This window comes from Bacteroidota bacterium, assembly GCA_016714535.1.
Taxonomy (GTDB): Bacteria; Bacteroidota; Bacteroidia; order AKYH767-A; family OLB10; genus JADKFV01.
Window position 1 is genome coordinate 1 of sequence record JADKDR010000015.1, and the last position, 18,496, is coordinate 18,496.

Sequence of the window (18,496 nt, forward strand, 5' to 3'; positions counted from 1 at the left end):
GCTTTCGTCTATACGGCTAAATGTTATGCGTTGCCTTGCTGTTCGTTCGGAGTACCACTGTTTGCAGTTAGCAATAAGATTGCTTGAATGCCAAAACATTTCTGTTCATTAAATTTGATACTAAAATGCGTCTTCTTCAATTTTTACAGATTCATATTTCGCAATAAATTCTTCCCAAGTCCAACCTGAAAACAAACGAGGCATGTGTTCTTTAAATTTTACTGTTTCCGCATTTTCGGTTTTGTTTGCGGATTGAAAGAATTGCTTTTTGCCAATACATAAAACAACGCGAAGCGATAAGCATCGCCATATAACCTGAAAGTCTAAACCTAAATACTCTGGTCTTTCATCAATGGCAAAATAATAAAGTGAGTTGGTGGCGCTTTGTAAAGCATATGCTTTAACAACTAGCCGTTGGGTGCATCCACCACACTAAAAATTCCAAAAATGGGGTCGTGCATCATCTAATATTTTGGGTCAAAATGGGAGATAAGGATAATTTTTTTTAAAATGTGGTCAAGATTCAGGATACGAAAGCCACCGACAATTGATTTACCTGAATCCTTTTCCTCCCAGTTTAAAAGCGCTTTAGCCGCTTGGCTATAAGAATAGGCAAAAGACTCTTTAAATCCGAGCTTCAATGCTTCTTCAATTAGTGAATCGTCAACAGGATTAATCGGACCAAAATGTTCTATTGCAAATTTTTCATCATCTTGAATGGCAAATACCATTAGTTTAAGTTCCATGTTCTTTTCAGCTTTCTTTTCCATTTCTATATTTGTTTGTTTTGTTTGCCTACTATAATCAGTTTTCGGCTACCCTGTTTTTTTGTCAAAGATATTTTTTGCAGTCAGTTTGATATTAGCTTTTACTGCCGCCCCCAAAAAGGTTGAACTTAACGGCAGCCTGTGAAAAAACAATTCCCTCAACAGCTGTACGTTAACAACATGTAAAAATAAAAATTACAACAACACTGTTGACCTGTCTTTGAAAAAAAAATAAATATGCATCACATAGCTGAGGGCTGCCGGCATTAAATGGAAATATCAAGCTTAGATTGCAACATCGATTCGGAAAATGTTGTACGCTTTATTGATGCTTTTGTTTGTAAACTCGATTTCGTGAAATTGAAATTTGGAGAGGAGTTGTTGTCGTGGTATTTTAAACTACAAAAGGTATGAATCGTATACACCCATAGTTAGACATCCACAAAAACAAAAATTGCTTTACTAGTACACCAAAGCAATTTAGCCCCCCCCAGCAAAGCCACTCAATTATGACGACACCCCATGCCGGTGTCGCTGAACCTCCGTTAGAGAATTCGGGGCAGGCCTAATAGTCAAAAGCCCATCGTTTGCTACGATGCCGGGGGGCTTTCGTCTATACGGCTAAATGTTTAGCTGCTGGGCTTCTTGACTTATTTATTTTATTAGTTTAAGTATAAGCCTTGTAACTTCCTCTGGTTTTTCTAAAGGACTAATATGTCCACCTTCAATAACAATAGTTTCAATATTAGGGTGGTGTCGGCACATAGTCCTCTTCCCCTTTTAAAGCTATGGCCTTAACTTTTAGTGTTTTGATTAAATCCGTTGCATCAACAGCGTCTAAAATAACAACTTTGTCGATTTGCTTAATTTGCTTATTTGATAAAATACTCATTGGGCGTTGGAGTTGAATTATCAATGATGCATTTTCTTTCAATGATAACTTGCCAAATAAGGCCTTTGCAGCTTGTTTTGTATAAAAATTTCTGAACACTAACATGGAATGTTGCAGTCCAAAGGTCGTCTTTTGCTTTTTTGAAGCTGCTTGAAACGGCATATTACATAACCCTATTGATGCAAAACGTTCTGGATGTTTGTATGCTGCTCTCAAAATAGTCATACTACCCCAGGAGTGACCAATAGCAATGACCTTGGAGATTTTCAAGCTATCTAAAATCTCAATTAGCATATTTGAGCAGTCGGTAATAGTCCAATTCGCTTTTATGTTCTTTCGGCTATTTCCATGCAAAGGCATGTCAACAGATATTAAGGTGCGGTCATTTATTTCTTGAATTTGGCTGTCCCATAAGCGATGGTCAAAGTATACACCGTGAAGAAAGATAATTGGCACTTTATCTGAAGTGTTTTCTTTTATATAAACGGTTATACGCCCGATATTTGTAGTAAAATATTTTGGATGTGCAGATGTATTCATAATTGATAATAGAGAAAGGATTACAATGAGAAAATATTTCATTTTAGTTGCTAATTGAAGGAGCTTGTTTTGAAAATGTTTTATCTGTAATTTGCTCAACAATGAAAGCTGCCATATCTCCTAATGTTATTGATAGCGTTAAATCTTTACCATCAAGAGTTGCTTTGCTGTTTTCTTTCGTAGGTTTATCAACAATATTTGAGCATCGAACAATGGTCCAGTCCAATTGGCTATTCATTATTATCGGCTCCATACGGTTCTTATCATCAATGATTACTTTCAGCCATTTCATGAAATATGGGAGTATAATTTTGTTGAAGAACCAAGGCTGAAAAGACACACTATTACCAGCACCAACATTGCTCATCGTTATAAGTCTTTTTATATTGGTTTTCTCCATTTCATCGACTATGATTTTAGTAGCATCAGAGATAAAAGTGGTAGGTTTTCCATCGCCTTTGCCACCAACACCTAAACATTGAATTACCGCATCTTGATTTTGTAAGATTGTGTTAACAGTATTTCTGTCAAGCACATTTCCTTCAACTATTGTGAGATTTTCATTTTCAAGTTGAATGGAATTTTTATCTCGGACTAGAATGGTTACCTGATGATTTTGTGATAAAGCTTTTTTTAGAATTGCCTGACCAGAAAAGCCGCTGGCTCCAAAGATTACTATTTTCATTTTTACATTGATTTATTTACAATGCAAATATGCAGGGTCTTCCAAAATCCTATCTGACACAAATGTGTCAAAATGAATGGTGAGCCAATTTTTTTCTTATTCGTGTTAATGATTGTCTCTCGATACCGAGGTAAGATGACAAGTGAGATAAGGAAACTCTATTGAACAAATCAGGGCTTTCTTGAATAAATTCAAGATATCTGCTTTCTGCATTTTCGAAAAGAAAGCTTTCAATCCTTTTTTGTTGCAACTTCAAAACTTCTTCTGCAACCAATCTGCCATATCTTTCCAAAATCGGAAACTGTTCGTAACCTTCTTGAATGTGTTTATATGAGAGATTAACAATTACACTCGGTTCAATGCACTGAAAATAATATTTGCTCGGTACTTGGGTAATGAACGCAGAATAATGGGTTGCATACCTCTTTTCCCTGATAAAGTTTACCGAAATTTCATTGCCATTATTGTCAATATAATAGGCACGCAATAAGCCAGAAAATATAAACCCAATTTCCTTCTGAATTGTATTTGCGTGAATGTAAAAATGCTTGGATTTTAATTCAGAAATAGTCAAGCCACTTTCAAGATAATTTAATTCAGCATTTGTCACTTTTGGGCAAAGTGTCTTAACCGAGTTTAAGTATGTCTTAATAGCTTGTTTCAATGTTTAATGTTATTTTGTGTTTAGTGTCATAGCCTTGCAGCTAACGTCAGCCTGTGAAATAACCAACTTGCCCACAGCTGCACGTTAACAACATGAGGTAAAAATAAAAATTACAACAACACCGTTGACACACCTTAGCAAAAAAAATAAATATGCATCACATAGCTGAGGGCTGCCGCAACCAAATGGAAATATCAAGTTTAGATTGCAACATCGATACTGAAAATGTTGTACGCTTTATTGATGCTTTTGTTTGCAAGCTCGATTTAGTAAAATTGAAATTTGAAAAGAGTTCTTGTTGTCGTGGTATTTTAATCTACAATTGGCATAAATCGTATATGGTCATAGTTATGAAATCGCTTCGACCGCCAAAATTTTCAAAAGTGGGTTTTTTCACATCTTGACGCACGGTTGGCAGCTACAAGAAGTTGGCGATTTCGAAGCACAAAACTGTCTGTTAGCACCGCACTTGCTACGAAGCACAAATCTTCATTTAACCACTGAACCGCCAATTTCTTGTAGGTGCTGTTATGCAACGCATTTCTTCTCATTCTATGCAAATATTGTCACTTTTGATTTAACAGGTTGTCCTTTTACTTTTGCTGGCGTCCAAGTTTTCATTGACTGAATAAACTGTTTAATTTCTTCAATTCGTTTGTCGTCAGTGTAGTAATTTATTCTAATCTCAATGTCGCTAATTGTTCCGTCCTTGTTCACAAAAAAGTCAATACTGATATCCGTCTCTTTGTCCTTTGGAACTATTTGATAAAGTTCATCTTTTACGAATTTAATTGTGGATTCACGTCCGTCTTTGAAATAAGGATAAGTAAACGATTGAAATTTATTTTCTTCATAGTCCTTTGTCCACATACTGTCAATTGAAAAAACGTAAGCTGGAATTACAAGATAGTATGGGTCTAGAACAATATGCTCAAATTCCTTCTTGTCAATTTTTTCGTCCGAGATAGATTTTATTTTGTATTTACGGTCAGTAGTTCCAAGTATCTTTATTTCATACTCTAAAGCTATTTTATCAAATGTTAACGGTGTCCAAGGATAAATTATTCCTGGCTTTATTTTGTCTGTCAACCAAACTTCAACTATCACTTGGTCTCCGTGCTTAATAATTGATTTTTGGCATTTATACCCCAGAATGTCTTTAAATTCTTGAGTTACTTTAATTGTCGTGTCGCCATAGTTACTCGATAACGCTTGCCTAACAAGTTCTTCAGGCGTGTAGTAAATAAAATAATTATCCTTGTTTAGTCCTAATGAAGATGCGTCATCAATTAATCCTAAAATTTCATTTGATTTCTTGTCGTAGATATATTTTCTATCTGCACCACGTGCATACTTTTCTTTAATTACTGCGTTGTCTTGGTCGAAAAGAATTTCCAACTCCCAACTTGAAGTCGTTCCTTCTCCTGAAATAGAGTAGGTTAATTTTCCTTCATTCAAGTCAATTGTCGGGTCTTTAACTGTCGAAACTTGTCCGTTACAACTGGTCAAAAATAGTGATGTCAAAAGGATACTTATTATTTTCACGGTCGGTCTTTTAATATGTTGCAAATCTACCCGCTTGACGCAAGTCATTATTTTTAATTTTATCAATACTTAGCTTGAAGTGCTTCATTTCCGATCAGTTAGAAATAAATATACAAAAAACGCAATTGCGTTTTTTGTATATTATTATTTACTTTTTGTCCCACAATAACTTCATGCTTTGTTACCAGCAATCTAACATGGTGCAATTTGTTTTTGAAACAGGAATACATCACAATAAGGATATTATTTGGATTTTGTTTCCAAACATACAAAAGCTTATTAATAATTTCAAGGCCATCAATTACTCCGTGTTTTGTTTTTTCTCTTAAAAAAATTATAAAACACTCCCGCTTCAGCCTGATAGTAACTAAGGTTTTGTTTTAGTTGTATAAAATCATCATCAATTAACCTGATGCTCTTAGCCTGAAGTATATCTGCTTTAAAAGGAGTTTCTTTTACATAATCAAGCTTCCACAACGAAGTGTTGCTATAATCCATATATGTAACTAGCCCTGTATACGTGTATCCGGCTCTAAGGTATACAGATATGGTAGCACTCAATTCATATTTAAATCCCAAATTAAAATTCAAATAATAAGTAAAACTTGAAGTTCGTTGCTGGGCTATAAGGTTTTGCGCATCTTTAATGTACCATTGCCCAAGCGAAAAATCAGCAAGCCGGCAAACTGACCTAATGTAAGTAACCCCCAATCCGGCAGTTGCATAACTTTGAAGCTTTTCATACTCAGGTGCAAATTGAATAGATACGCCTCCCGTAGTCATTGAACTACTAATGTCGTTGCGAATCGTATTTGGCAACTTGGCCACTTTCAATCCTTTATGAAACACAATAAGCGAATCGTTATAGTAAACCGAGTATGCATTTAGTCTGGCATAACTTGCTTCAAAACCCTTGCTGAATAATGAATTACGTGCCGGAGGCAAATAGTACGCTGCTTTTATCCCCAATCCATTTCTGTAAAAGTCTTTTAGTTGTTTATTACCCATAAAAGTGTATGTATAACCAACACTGAGAGAAGACTGCGAATACCCTTCAATATTTATTAAACAAAAACTCAAAAATAAAAGGATGTAATGTTTCACTTAATATAAAATAAGAATTGCTAAATAATTAACTTTGCTTGGTCAAAACTAATTGCTTACAAATATATGACTAATATACTTAACTGGTTTGAGATTCCTGTTACAAATATGGAAAGAGCTCTGCAATTTTATGAAACTGTTTTATCTATCAAATTTAAGCGTCAACAAACACTAGGCTATGATATGGCGCTTTTTCCAACTGAAACCAATATGGTAACTGGAGCGCTAATTTGCGGTGAAGGATACAAGCCTACTGTGCATGGAAGTCTAATCTATTTAAATGCAAATCCAGATTTAAATATAACGCTTTCTAAAGTTGAAAATAATGGAGGCCAGGTATTGGTTTCTAAAACTTTAATAGATGCTCAAAGCGGTTATTTTGCGTTTATTTTAGATACCGAAGGCAACAAGGTTGCCTTACATTCTAACCAGTAGTTTTCCAATAATTAGATCATCTCTTCTATCTGTTTTTGTTTCTTCTGTTGAAACTTTAATGGGGGTTTTGATTAATAATCCCACAATTCTATAGAATTTGGAGTAATTTTTGAGCAACGCACTAACTCAAGCATACTTTAAAATAAAAAGCTATACTTTTGCAATGTCAAAACTATCATGACAATTCTTTTAAAAAAGGAATATTCAAAATTTAAAAAAATGAAAAACGTTTTACTTACAATTTTTTCTGTATTAATAATGGTACAAATAGGCAATAGTCAGTGCACCAATACGAATGCAACAACATGCCAATGTTTGCAGGCAAACTCAACCGACTGCGATTTATTGCCAGATATTATTGTTGGTAAGCCACCATTGCTTACAAGTGGCTCCTATGGAATAATTGAATACGCATACAACGATAGCACAATTGAAAAAGGTCGTTTGCGTGTATCGGTTTCTACACCTAATATTGGGCGTGGTCCACTAGATGTGCGAACGGATAGTGTATTTGTTTGCGGAACGGATACAATTGTTGGCACACCTCCCGCTATTTGTCCTAATACAAATTTACCTCCTAATATTTTAGTTAAGCAATGGATTTATCATAAGAATGGAAATGTGATGACTAAAATACAAAAGGAAGCAGGAACTATGACCTACCATGCCGGTCATGGACATATGCATGTAGATGAGTGGGGACATTATACATTGCGAAAAGCCACATCAAACCCTGATCCCCTCACCTGGCCTATAGTTGGTTATGGACAAAAGCTCGCCTTTTGCCTGATGGATTTTGGCACTTGTCAAACATTTCTGGGACATTGCGTAGATAGTAATGGAAATACATTAGGCAATGCTAATTTCCCAAATCTGGGACTTGGTGGCGGTAACTTTACTTGCAATGCAACCCGACAAGGTATATCTTCCGGTTATACCGACATCTACTATCAGTATTTAGGTGGAATGTATATTCAATTGGACAGTTTATTATGCAATGGCACCTATTGGATAGTGGTAGAGATAGACCCGCTAAATTATTTTACCGAAGAGAACGAAGTAAACAATGTGTTGGCAGTACCTTACACCTTAACCAAACAACGTCCAGGTATAACTATTAATGCCACAGGCGGCCAAAGTATGTGTGTAGGACAACAGGCAAATTTAAGCGCAAGTGGAGCAGCAGATTATACGTGGTCGCCTTCAACCGGCTTAAATCAAACTACTGGTTCATCGGTAATAGCATCTCCTAACACAACAACAACCTATACTGTTGTAGGCAATGGTCAAGGCGCAGGTTGCAGTGATACCAAAACAGTAACTGTAACTATCACTAATACGGCTACTATAGGCGTAACAGGCAATACATCAGTGTGTAATAATGTACCGGTAACTATAAGTGCAAATGGCGGGAGTACATACACATGGGCTCCATCAACCGGCTTAAGTGCCACCACAGGGACAAGTGTTACTGCTAACCCATCAAGCACTACAACATATACCGTTACCGGAACAACCTCTAATGGATGCACCGGAACCACAACGGTTAAAGTAACTAAAGGAAACAATCCTACTATTAATCTCACTAATAGCACAGCAGTTTGCAAGGGTACATCAGTTACCTTAACAGCCTCCGGTGCAAGTACTTATAGTTGGTCACCCAGTACCGGCCTTTCTTCAATATCAGGCTCAACGGTATTAGCCAATCCAGAAAACACAACTATATATACTGTAACCGGAACCAATGCAGCCGGATGCACAGCCACCAAATCAGTTACCTTAACTATAAATCCGATACCTGTAATTAACTATGAACCTCTGGCTACGTCCTATATAAATACCATTACAGCAGTTGCATTGATTGCCACACCGCCAGGTGGTGTATTTCAAGGTATAGGTGTTTCAGGAAATACATTTAGCCCCAATGTTGCCGGTGTTGGTGGTCCTTACTACCTTTCGTATTCGGTTACTAATCAATTTGGTTGTCAGGCTGCAGCAGTGCGCTCAACATCTGTTGTTTATTCTTGCCTTAAGCCAACTGGTGTTACGGTAAATAATATAACAAGCAATTCAGCGCAAGTTAATTGGAACAGCGCCAGTACTGCTGCAACTTTTAAAATAAGATACAAAGTTTCTAGTGCTTCTGTGTGGACAACAAAGACAACCCCAGGCATTCCTTATGTTACTAGTTATAACCTAACTGGTCTTTCGCCTTCTACAACGTATAATGTTACCGTTAGACCTGGTTGCTCGGGTACTGGCATTACTAGTGTTAAAAGAACTTTTACCACCAATGCCAGCAAAAATGGCTTAAATATTTTTGACAATAATGAGGATGATGCTGTGCTCGAAATAATGCCAAATCCAAATTCGGGTGAATTCAATATTTCATTCTATACTGACCTTGCAGGTGATGGTGATATTCGTATTACGGATCTTACCGGACGTCTTTTATCGTCTGAAAAAATTGCCGTAGTTGAGGGTGAAAACAATTTATGGTATCAAATGTCAAGCTATGGGCCTGGAATTTATTTTATTGAACTAACTTTTGATAATCAAAAGTATAGTGCTAAAGTGGTGCTCAATTAAAATAAATTTATTGCTCGTTAAAAACAAAGAAGGCTGATGATGAATCAGCCTTCTTTGTTGAAGTGGCTTTTGATGGTAATTGGTAGAAGGATTCTTATTAGTAATATAGTGTACCAATCCAAAATAAATCCCCCTTACCTCTGCATTTTACAAAAAGAGCAAAGCAACCAGTCAATAACATCTATCTTTTATAGATATGAGTGCTAAGATTTTGTAAGTAATCATACGCTCCAATAAGCCGTGTTCCATACCAGCTAAAAAACTCTCCGTTAACTAATTTTACACAAGTTGCTGGAAATTGTTTCTGAAAAATATCCACGTGTTTTTGTGAAAAGGGAAATGGTTCGCTTGATAGAAAAATTAAATCAGGTTTTGCCTGACTTAATTCCTCAACAGATAGTGTTGGATACCTTGTTTTATGTTCAAAACAATTGACAAATCCGGCAATCTTAATGATCTCATTAATAAACGTATCATGACCTACCGTCATTATCGGATTATGCCAAATAAGATAAGCAACACGCAACGGAGACCCCTGCACAGAAAAGTTTGAATATAGCGCAACAATTCTTTTAGCTATTAATTGTGCTACATTGGATGTGTTTGTAATTGCTCCAATACTAGTAATCATGGCATATGCATCGGCAAGTGTTTTAACATCACTTATCCAAACAGGAAAATTTTTTTCAAGTAACTCAATCTGGTTTTTATCATTTTCCTCTTTGTTGCCAATAATCAAATCCGGGTTTAATGTAAATATTTTATCAATATTAAGATTTTTAGTTCCTCCTATCATAACTTTGTTTAGGCTTTCGGGAGGATGAATACAAAACTTTGTTGTACCAACTAAACGATCGCCCAAACCCAAATCGAACAGCAATTCGGTTTGTGATGGAACACACGAAACAATTCTTTGCGGTGTTGATGGTAAATAAATGGATCTTAATGTTTGGTCGGTAAACGTTGGCATTGTAGCTTATTGAAACGTTTAAACAGATACTTAAGGAAGTAGTTGTATGGTTGTAAAATCAATGCATTTTGCTTCGCTTGATAAAGTAAGGCATCAATACCTGTTGATATCCCAAAGCCACATCAGCTTCATATAAATCTATTTTATATTGAGCACATTTAAGGTCAAGCTCCTTTTTGAATTTTCTAATATTTTCAAGGTAATGTTCCTTAACTTGGTTGCTATGAACCTTAACCCGCTCTCCGGTTTCAACATCAATAAACTCGTAGGGGCGATTTTCAAAATTGAAGTCTAATTCGCGCGCTTTATCTGTAACATGAAATAATACTACTTCGTGCTTGTTGTACATGAGATGTTGCAGCGCATTAAACAAGTCATCGCTGCTACTTATATTCTCAAACATATCACTAAAAATAACTACAAGCGAACGTTTGTGAATACTATCGGCAATTTCGTGTAATGCACCCGCAGCAGCAGTCTTGCCTTCAACCTTTGGTGTTTGATCCATTGCCTGATCAAGATAATTGTATAACAATTTATGATGTACGGTAGTTGATTTAGCCTGTGTATTTACATCCACTTTATCGCTAAAAATGCTAAGGCCAACAGCATCGCGTTGCATCTTAAGCATGTACATGATAACCGCAGCACAATGTGCCGAAAAAGCAATCTTATTAAGTCTGGAAGGATTCTTTTTATCATACTCGGGAAAGTGCATAGATGCACTATTGTCAACAATAAGATGGCATCTGAGATTTGTTTCCTCTTCGTAGCGCTTTACAAAAAGCTTATCGGTCTTGCCATATAATTTCCAATCGATGTGACGGGTTGATTCGCCCGTATTATACAACCTGTGTTCGGCAAACTCAACCGAGAATCCATGAAAAGGAGACTTGTGAAGTCCGGTTATAAAACCTTCTACCACTTGACGAGCCAGTAACTCCAAGTGGCTTAAATGTTGTATTTCAAATTGATTAACTGGCATAAATAAAAAATGCCTTGTAACTGCATACTGTCACAAGGCATTTGTTTTTTTAATTAGAAAACAATGCCTCTAATTTGGTTGCAAGCGCAGCCTTTGGTGCTGCTCCTACTTGCTTATCCACCACTTCACCATTCTTAAAATATAGTAAGGCAGGAATGTTGCGAATTCCATATTTCATAGTTACTTCTGAATTTTGGTCAACATTTAATTTGCCAATTACAGCTTTACCTTCAAAGTCCTTTGCCAGTTCTTCTACAAATGGGCCAACCATGCGGCAAGGTCCACACCATTCTGCCCAAAAGTCTACCAATACCGGCTTGTCTGATTTGATTACTAACTCATCAAAGTTAGCGTCTGTTAGTTCTAATGCCATTTTTTTATTTAATTTTTAAAACGTTTCAATTAATAAGCCCACAAATAAAATTAATAATTCGATTCACAATTAATCAATAACTGTACTAAACCAAAAATAATGACAAAGTTTCCTTAAAAAGAACAATTATTCGTTAAACAATGTTTTACCTGATTTCTTTAGCTAGAAACTGCCCGGTCACACTTTTTTTATTTACGGCCAGTTCTTTCGGAGTGCCTGTGCACAGTATATTGCCACCCTTGCTACCGCCTTCAGGACCCATATCTATTATATAATCTGCCACCTTTATTACATCCATATTATGCTCAATTATGAGCACTGTATTTCCCTTATCAACCAAACGATGCAATACATCAAGCAGTACGCTAACATCCTCAAAATGTAAGCCTGTGGTAGGCTCGTCAAGTATGTAAAAGGTATTTCCTGTATCTCGCTTTGACAATTCGGCAGCAAGTTTAACCCGTTGTGCCTCACCTCCCGATAGCGTAGTTGACGATTGCCCCAGTGTTATATATCCCAAACCTACATCTTTCAACGTTCTTATCTTTTGCAAGATAGAAGGGATATTTTCAAAGAACTCTACTGCATGCTCAATGCTCATGTTAAGCACATCGTTTATCGATTTACCACGATAACGAACATCCAAAATTTCGCGATTATAGCGTTTGCCATTGCATGCTTCACAAGTAACATGTACATCGGGCAAAAAGTTCATCTCTATTGTTTTTACTCCCGCACCTGTGCACGTTTCGCAGCGGCCACCTTTTACGTTAAACGAAAACCACCCCGGCTTGTAACCTCTGATTTTTGACTCATTTAGCTCGGCAAATAAATTCCGAATATCTGTAAACACGCCTGTATACGTTGCTGGATTGCTGCGCGGTGTTCGCCCAATTGGCGATTGATCAATCTCTATAACCTTATCTACAAGGTCTATTCCTGTTAGCTTTTTGTACGGTAAAGGTTTTTGTTGTGAGCGATAAAAATGTTGCTGCAGAATGGGGTATAACGTTTCGTTGATTAATGTGGATTTGCCACTACCTGAAACACCCGAAACTACAATCAACTTTCCAAGTGGAAAACGTACGTTCACATTTTTAAGATTGTTGCCCGATGCTCCTGATAGTTCAATAAATTTACCATTGCCTGCCCGCATTGGTTGTGGCGATATCAACTTTTTCTCGCTTAGATATAAGCCGGTAAGTGTATCAGATTGAATAATTTGCTGAGGTGTACCATGAGCAACTATTTTACCTCCATGCACTCCTGCACCGGGACCAATATCTATTACATAATCGCTTTCCATTATGGTTTCCTTATCGTGCTCAACAACAATTACCGAATTGCCATTGTTGCGCAATTCCTTGAGTGAGTTTACCAAACGAATATTGTCGCGCTGATGGAGACCAATGCTTGGTTCATCTAAAATGTATAACACGCCTACCAACTGCGAACCAATTTGAGTGGCAAGTCGAATACGCTGCGATTCGCCACCACTAAGCGATTTACTTGTGCGGTCAAGCGTTAGATACTCAACCCCAACATCTACCAAAAATTTTATTCGCTTCGATAGCTCCTTAATAATTTCTGATGCAATGGCTTTTTGTCTTTCACTTAATTTGCTTTCAACCTTTTCAAACCACAGTTGCAAATCGCTTATGTCCATTTGTGCCAACTGCGAAATATTTTGTCCATTGATCTTAAAGTACAACGATTCCTTGCGCAATCTTGCACCATTGCATTGCTTACATCGATCAACATTCATAAAGTTGTCAATCCATTTTCGCAGACTCTCACTTGGATTCTCGGTGTACTGTTTTTGTAAGAAATTAATTATTCCTTCAAATACTACGGTGTATGAAAAACTTTTGCCCCTGGGCATATTCCTTCTCAACCAACAACTCATCAGTACCATACAACATCACTTGCAAGGCTTCATCCGGAATGTCTTCCATTTTGCTATTGAGGGTAACTTTATATTGCTTGCAAATGGAATCTATCTGTGCAAAAATCCAATTGTCTTTATACTCGCCAAGAGGCGCTATACCTCCTTGTTTTATAGTCTTCTTACGATTGGGAATAACTGCGTTTATATCTATTACATGCTGCGTGCCAAGACCATTGCATCCTGTACAAGCACCATAAGGCGAATTGAACGAAAAATTATTGGGCTGTGGTTCGTCATAACTAATGCCGGTGGTGGGGCACATCAGTTGCTGCGAAAAATGACGTGCTTCGGTGGTGGTTTCATCTAATATCATCAAACTGCCCTTGCTGTGTTTAAAGGCAAGTTTCAATGAATCAATAAGACGTGTAGCAGAAGTATCATTCACTGTTAACCGATCTATTACTACTTCAATATCATGTATTTTGTATCGGTCGGTTTGCAAGCCTTTTTTTAATTCGTGTATCTCTCCATCTATTCTTACACGCAAAAAGCCGTAATTAATCATTTGTTCAAACAGCTCGCGGTAGTGCCCTTTACGCCCTTTCACCAAAGGTGAAAGCACTGCGATTTTTTTATCAAAATATGATTCGTACACCAACTTATTAATCTGATCAAGCGTTAGCTTAATCATTCGTTCGCCTGTGTTGTACGAAAATGCTTCGGCACTGCGAGCGTAAAGAAGGCGCATAAAATCGTAAATCTCTGTAACGGTGCCTACGGTGCTTCGTGGGTTAGTATTGGTAGTTTTTTGTTCTATGGAAATAACCGGACTCAGCCCATTAATTTTATCTACATCGGGCCGCTCCATGTTTCCCAAAAACTGACGGGCATAGGCTGAGAAACTTTCCAGGTATCTGCGCTGCCCTTCGGCATAGATGGTATCAAATGCCAACGATGATTTTCCGCTGCCACTAAGGCCTGTAATAACGACAAGCTTATTACGCGGAATAATCACATCAATATTCTGCAGGTTGTGCTCACGGGCACCAAAAATCTCTATGTTCTCTTCGTGGTTCACTTAAAAAAATAGCAAGCCGCGAAAGTAGCATTTTGTAAAAAGTAAATTTGGTTTATTTGTAAACAACTGATAAGAGCATGATTAAGATTTATCTAATTGTTTTCTTAATGCGAATATTCCGATTATCTTCGTTATGTTTTTTGTCCATAGTACGTGATTATTACCTGCAAAACATGCCTTGCTAATCAAAATATACGCTCTTAATAAATTCAAAATATAAATCCTAAACAAGTTCTAAAATATAGAATGTCTTATTACATAAGTATGGTAAGCCTTTTAGATCGTGCCTTTTGCGTTCTTCTGTTTTCAACAAACAGAATTATGACTACTGCCAAAACATAAAGCATAATATCCTTGAAACAGAATTTATTGCCCAAAATTATTTTGGCCATAAAGCTATCACTCCAACCAAGCAGGTAGATGAGCTTAAAATACTGAAGTATTTCTATTACCGCACTAAACACCAATATTCCCATACTAAGTTTTGTTGAATTAAACTTATGAAACGACTGAAAAAAACAATACAAGAAAAAAATAACCAGAAAATCGCCTATGTACGGACGTACTATTTTGTCATCTATAAAAAGAACAATACTTAATTCAATTAAGAATAAAATAAAGGCAAGCAGTAAGTAGTTGATTCGGATGTTAAGCATGAGTCGAAAACGAATGTTATGATTTCGTAGTATGGATGACTCAATTTTTTAAATCTCATTTAACGATTTTATCCTTCTCAATTTGGATATAAAAGATTGCATAAAATTCTTTGAGGCACTCTTATCAACTAAGATTTTTCTCAAAACAAAGACTTAACGCTACACCAATGTATTGGCCATAATTTGCGGTACGTACAAAGTCATTCTTCTGATACAGTTGAATCGCTTCGGGTTGATTGATTCCGGTTTCAAGAATTAATTTTTTGAAACCACATTCTTTGCTCCATATAGAAAGGTTGTTGAGCACTGCACTTGCAATTCCTTTGTTACGAAAATCAGGATACACAAACATGCGTTTAATCTCAGCCACGCCATCTTGATAGGGCTTAAATGCACCACAACCTGCTGGTTTACTTTCCCAATAAGCAACAACAACATGATTAAGGTGATCTATTTTATTAAACTGCGCAAAAAATTCATGGTCTGCCCCATCGCGTATGGCTAGTTCTATGTCAAGCGCCTTTACCAATTCAATAAAATCGGAATTACTACTGGTTGTTCTTTCAATACTAAGCATGTATTTAAATAGCCAATTCGCCAATTAACGTGGCGCTTGTGCAAGACAATACCTTTACAAAAGTATAATCGCCCTTTTTTAAATCTCCCTTTGGAAAAACAAGCATTTTATTTTGATCGTTGCGCCCGCACAAGTGTTCATTGCTACGTTTGCTGGTGCCTTCTACCAACACCTTATATACTTTTCCTATGTCATGCTGATTGCTTTGCAACGATAATTTGCTTTGCAAATCAATAATTTCGGTAAGCCTGCGTGTTTTTACTTCTTCGGCAATGTCATCTGGATACTTGCGCGCTGCAAGTGTTCCGGGGCGCTCGCTATATTTAAACATGTATGCATAATCGAACTTCGAAAATTGCATAATCGACAAGGTATCCTCATGTTCATCTTCGGTCTCGCTGCAAAATCCGGATATCACATCGGTACTGATGCCACAGTCAGGAACGATGGCACGAATGGCGTTAACCCTATCCATATACCATTGGCGCGTATAGGTGCGGTTCATTTTTTCGAGAATGCGCGTATTGCCTGACTGAACGGGCAAGTGTATGTAATTGCAGATATTTTCACAACGTGCCATGGTAGTTAAAACCTCATCGGTAATATCCTTGGGGTGCGATGTACTAAAGCGTACCCGTAACAAAGGATTCACTTGTGCTACTCGCTCAAGCAGCTGTGCAAAATTGCACACCTGACCTGTAGCTTCATCAGCAAATTTATAACTATCAACATTTTGACCAAGCAGCGTTACTTCGCGAAAACCATTATCAAATAATTGTTGCGCCTCGCTTACAATCTCTGATAGTCGCGGCTGCGTTCGCGGCCGCGGGTAAATGGCACTACACAAAAGGAGCACATATTATCGCAACCACGCATAATGCTGATAAAGGCACTTACTCCGTTTGAGCCTAAACGCACCGGACTTATATCGGCATAAGTTTCTTCGCGCGACAACAATACATTTACGGCTTTATGGCCTTCGTCAACCTGATTAATAAGGTTTGGCAAATCGCGATAAGCATCGGGGCCAACTACCATATCAACCAGTTGTTCTTCTTCTAATAATTTACTCTTTAACCGCTCAGCCATGCATCCCAACACCCCTACCATCATTCCGGGATTTGACTTTTTGTTGGCCTTTAGTTCGCTCAAACGCTTCCATACACGCTGCTCGGCATTGTCGCGAATGGCGCAGGTATTTAAAAAAACTACATCGGCCTGATTAATATCGGCCGTAGAGGTAAACCCCTGTTTGCTCATGATTGATGCTACAATTTCGCTATCACTAAAGTTCATTTGACAGCCATAGCTTTCAATATATACCTTTCTCTTTAGGTTATCAACTCCCATCTCGGGCATGGTAAGCACTTCCCCTTGTCTGCTTTCGTCTATATACTTCTCCTGCATTTTATTGTGTAAATAATCACTGCAAAGATAGGCTTTTGCACCAACTTTCGAATTTCTATGTTGACAATTACGATTCAATTGCGGGCAGATTATGAGCAATGAAGTTTCTAATTACAAATCATGATTACATTTGCGCCCTTAAGCAAAAATAAAAACAGAAAATTACTGACTACCAATGGCAAAGATTTTAGTTATAGATGATGAAAAAAGTATCCGCAATTCACTACGCGAAATTCTGGAATACGAAGGACATACCATAGACGAGGCTCCTGATGGGCTTGAAGGATTGAAAATTCTTGAAAAAACGGAATATGATGTGGTATTGTGCGATATTAAAATGCCAAAAATGGATGGTCTCGAACTGCTTGAAAAACTTGCCGAAAAAAATATTGGGGCGCAAGTGGTCATGATATCAGGACATGGCAACATTGATACTGCCGTTGAAGCTATAAAGAAGGGTGCATATGATTATGTTTCGAAACCATTGGACCTTAACAGACTACTCATTACCTTGCGTAATGCCTTGGATAAATCAACACTCATAACCGAAACCAAGACATTAAAGCGCAAGTTAGGCAAGAGTACCACCATGATTGGAGAGAGTACTGCTATCTTAAAAATAAAAGACATTATTGAGAAAGTAGCCCCCACCGATGCGCGTGTACTCATTACCGGTGGTAATGGCACGGGCAAGGAACTTGTTGCACGCAGTATTCACGAAAAAAGTCAACGTACTGCTGCACCCTTAGTTGAAGTTAACTGTGCCGCTATACCTTCTGAATTGATAGAGAGCGAATTGTTTGGACATGAGAAAGGCTCCTTTACAAGCGCTGTAAAACAGCGCATTGGCAAGTTTGAACAAGCCAACAATGGCACCCTATTTCTGGACGAAATAGGAGATATGAGTATGAGTGCACAGGCAAAAGTTTTGCGCGCACTTCAGGAAGGAAAGATTACCCGTGTAGGTGGCGAAAAAGAAATTTCGGTAAATGTGCGTGTAATAGCCGCCACCAATAAAGATTTGAAAAGGGAAATTGAACAGAATAACTTTCGCGAAGATCTTTATCACCGCCTCAGTGTGATATTGATAAAAGTACCCACGCTTTCGGAACGAAAGGAAGATATCGGATTGTTGGTTGATCACTTTTTAAAAGACATTAGCAGCGACTCATCCATGCCGCAACGCAAGTTTAGTCCCGGAGCCATTAAAGAATTACAACAAATGCCCTGGACAGGCAATATACGCGAGTTACGTAATGTGGTTGAACGACTATTGATACTAGGTGATAAAATCATTACCGAAAAAGATGTGCAATTATTTGCAACCTTTACCAATTGATA

General features: G+C 37.5%; 14 protein-coding genes and 2 pseudogenes. 3 read left to right on the forward strand and 13 right to left on the reverse strand.

The genetic code is table 11. From position 1 onward, the window contains the following. Nucleotides 1-464: 464 nt before the first annotated feature. The 6 genes from IPO27_17005 to IPO27_17030 all read right to left on the reverse strand — a co-directional run bounded on the left by IPO27_17005 (nt 465) and on the right by IPO27_17030 (nt 6,101). Nucleotides 465-770: a hypothetical protein gene (locus IPO27_17005; protein ID MBK8848136.1), complete on the reverse strand. Its 306-nt coding sequence runs from the start codon at nt 768-770 to the stop codon at nt 465-467. Between the two features lie 742 nt (nt 771-1,512). Further along, on the reverse strand, nt 1,513-2,241 hold the full coding sequence (locus tag IPO27_17010; protein MBK8848137.1) for an alpha/beta hydrolase: 729 nt from the start codon (nt 2,239-2,241) through the stop codon (nt 1,513-1,515). A gap of 1 nt (nt 2,242) precedes the next feature. Continuing rightward, nucleotides 2,243-2,884, reverse strand: coding sequence for an NAD(P)H-binding protein (locus tag IPO27_17015; GenBank protein ID MBK8848138.1), 642 nt, complete (start codon nt 2,882-2,884; stop codon nt 2,243-2,245). A 67-nt stretch (nt 2,885-2,951) separates the two neighbouring features. After that, nucleotides 2,952-3,548: a Crp/Fnr family transcriptional regulator gene (locus IPO27_17020; GenBank protein ID MBK8848139.1), complete on the reverse strand. Its 597-nt coding sequence runs from the start codon at nt 3,546-3,548 to the stop codon at nt 2,952-2,954. Nucleotides 3,549-4,100: 552 nt separating this feature from the next. Beyond that, nucleotides 4,101-5,093 (reverse strand): hypothetical protein, encoded by a 993-nt coding sequence (locus IPO27_17025; protein ID MBK8848140.1) that lies wholly within the window; start codon nt 5,091-5,093, stop codon nt 4,101-4,103. A gap of 297 nt (nt 5,094-5,390) precedes the next feature. Next, a complete protein-coding gene (locus IPO27_17030) occupies nt 5,391-6,101 on the reverse strand; it encodes a hypothetical protein (GenBank protein ID MBK8848141.1) in 711 nt (236 codons plus the stop codon). A gap of 162 nt (nt 6,102-6,263) precedes the next feature. On the opposite strand from IPO27_17030, the gene IPO27_17035 reads away from it, so the two are divergent. Beyond that, entirely contained in the window at nt 6,264-6,632 is a 369-nt protein-coding gene (locus IPO27_17035; GenBank protein ID MBK8848142.1) for a VOC family protein, read from the forward strand. 219 nt (nt 6,633-6,851) lie between these two features. Beyond that, complete coding sequence (locus IPO27_17040; protein MBK8848143.1) at nt 6,852-9,221, forward strand: fibronectin type III domain-containing protein; 2,370 nt, start codon at nt 6,852-6,854, stop codon at nt 9,219-9,221. Nucleotides 9,222-9,402: 181 nt separating this feature from the next. Here IPO27_17040 and IPO27_17045 read toward each other — a convergent pair whose 3' ends face one another. The 7 genes and pseudogenes from IPO27_17045 to miaB all read right to left on the reverse strand — a co-directional run bounded on the left by IPO27_17045 (nt 9,403) and on the right by miaB (nt 17,155). Continuing rightward, nucleotides 9,403-10,191, reverse strand: a complete 789-nt coding sequence (locus tag IPO27_17045; protein ID MBK8848144.1) for an ABC transporter substrate-binding protein — start codon at nt 10,189-10,191, stop codon at nt 9,403-9,405. 58 nt (nt 10,192-10,249) lie between these two features. Then, nucleotides 10,250-11,176, reverse strand: coding sequence for a DUF58 domain-containing protein (locus IPO27_17050; GenBank protein MBK8848145.1), 927 nt, complete (start codon nt 11,174-11,176; stop codon nt 10,250-10,252). A 49-nt stretch (nt 11,177-11,225) separates the two neighbouring features. Continuing rightward, the gene (gene trxA, locus IPO27_17055; GenBank protein ID MBK8848146.1) at nt 11,226-11,549 is read right to left on the reverse strand and encodes a thioredoxin; all 324 of its coding nucleotides are present in this window, start codon (nt 11,547-11,549) and stop codon (nt 11,226-11,228) included. Nucleotides 11,550-11,694: 145 nt separating this feature from the next. Further along, a pseudogene (gene uvrA / locus IPO27_17060) lies at nt 11,695-14,515 on the reverse strand (excinuclease ABC subunit UvrA). A 254-nt stretch (nt 14,516-14,769) separates the two neighbouring features. Next, nucleotides 14,770-15,171, reverse strand: a complete 402-nt coding sequence (locus IPO27_17065) for a DUF2809 domain-containing protein (protein MBK8848147.1) — start codon at nt 15,169-15,171, stop codon at nt 14,770-14,772. Nucleotides 15,172-15,295: 124 nt separating this feature from the next. Beyond that, a complete protein-coding gene (locus IPO27_17070; GenBank protein MBK8848148.1) occupies nt 15,296-15,748 on the reverse strand; it encodes a GNAT family N-acetyltransferase in 453 nt (150 codons plus the stop codon). Between the two features lie 4 nt (nt 15,749-15,752). Further along, a pseudogene (gene miaB, locus IPO27_17075) lies at nt 15,753-17,155 on the reverse strand (tRNA (N6-isopentenyl adenosine(37)-C2)-methylthiotransferase MiaB). A 175-nt stretch (nt 17,156-17,330) separates the two neighbouring features. Between miaB and IPO27_17080 the strand changes: the two are divergent. After that, the gene (locus tag IPO27_17080) at nt 17,331-18,494 is read left to right on the forward strand and encodes a sigma-54-dependent Fis family transcriptional regulator (GenBank protein MBK8848149.1); all 1,164 of its coding nucleotides are present in this window, start codon (nt 17,331-17,333) and stop codon (nt 18,492-18,494) included. Nucleotides 18,495-18,496: the final 2 nt, after the last annotated feature.

Coding starts and splice junctions, on each gene's coding strand:
- IPO27_17005 (MBK8848136.1), bottom strand. CDS start 770: ATGGAAAAGAAAGCTGAAAAGAACATGGAACTTAAACTAATGGTATTT.
- IPO27_17010 (MBK8848137.1), bottom strand. CDS start 2,241: ATGAAATATTTTCTCATTGTAATCCTTTCTCTATTATCAATTATGAAT.
- IPO27_17015 (MBK8848138.1), bottom strand. CDS start 2,884: ATGAAAATAGTAATCTTTGGAGCCAGCGGCTTTTCTGGTCAGGCAATT.
- IPO27_17030 (MBK8848141.1), bottom strand. CDS start 6,101: ATGGGTAATAAACAACTAAAAGACTTTTACAGAAATGGATTGGGGATA.
- IPO27_17035 (MBK8848142.1), top strand. CDS start 6,264: ATGACTAATATACTTAACTGGTTTGAGATTCCTGTTACAAATATGGAA.
- IPO27_17040 (MBK8848143.1), top strand. CDS start 6,852: ATGAAAAACGTTTTACTTACAATTTTTTCTGTATTAATAATGGTACAA.
- IPO27_17045 (MBK8848144.1), bottom strand. CDS start 10,191: ATGCCAACGTTTACCGACCAAACATTAAGATCCATTTATTTACCATCA.
- IPO27_17050 (MBK8848145.1), bottom strand. CDS start 11,176: ATGCCAGTTAATCAATTTGAAATACAACATTTAAGCCACTTGGAGTTA.
- trxA (MBK8848146.1), bottom strand. CDS start 11,549: ATGGCATTAGAACTAACAGACGCTAACTTTGATGAGTTAGTAATCAAA.
- IPO27_17065 (MBK8848147.1), bottom strand. CDS start 15,171: ATGCTTAACATCCGAATCAACTACTTACTGCTTGCCTTTATTTTATTC.
- IPO27_17070 (MBK8848148.1), bottom strand. CDS start 15,748: ATGCTTAGTATTGAAAGAACAACCAGTAGTAATTCCGATTTTATTGAA.
- IPO27_17080 (MBK8848149.1), top strand. CDS start 17,331: ATGGCAAAGATTTTAGTTATAGATGATGAAAAAAGTATCCGCAATTCA.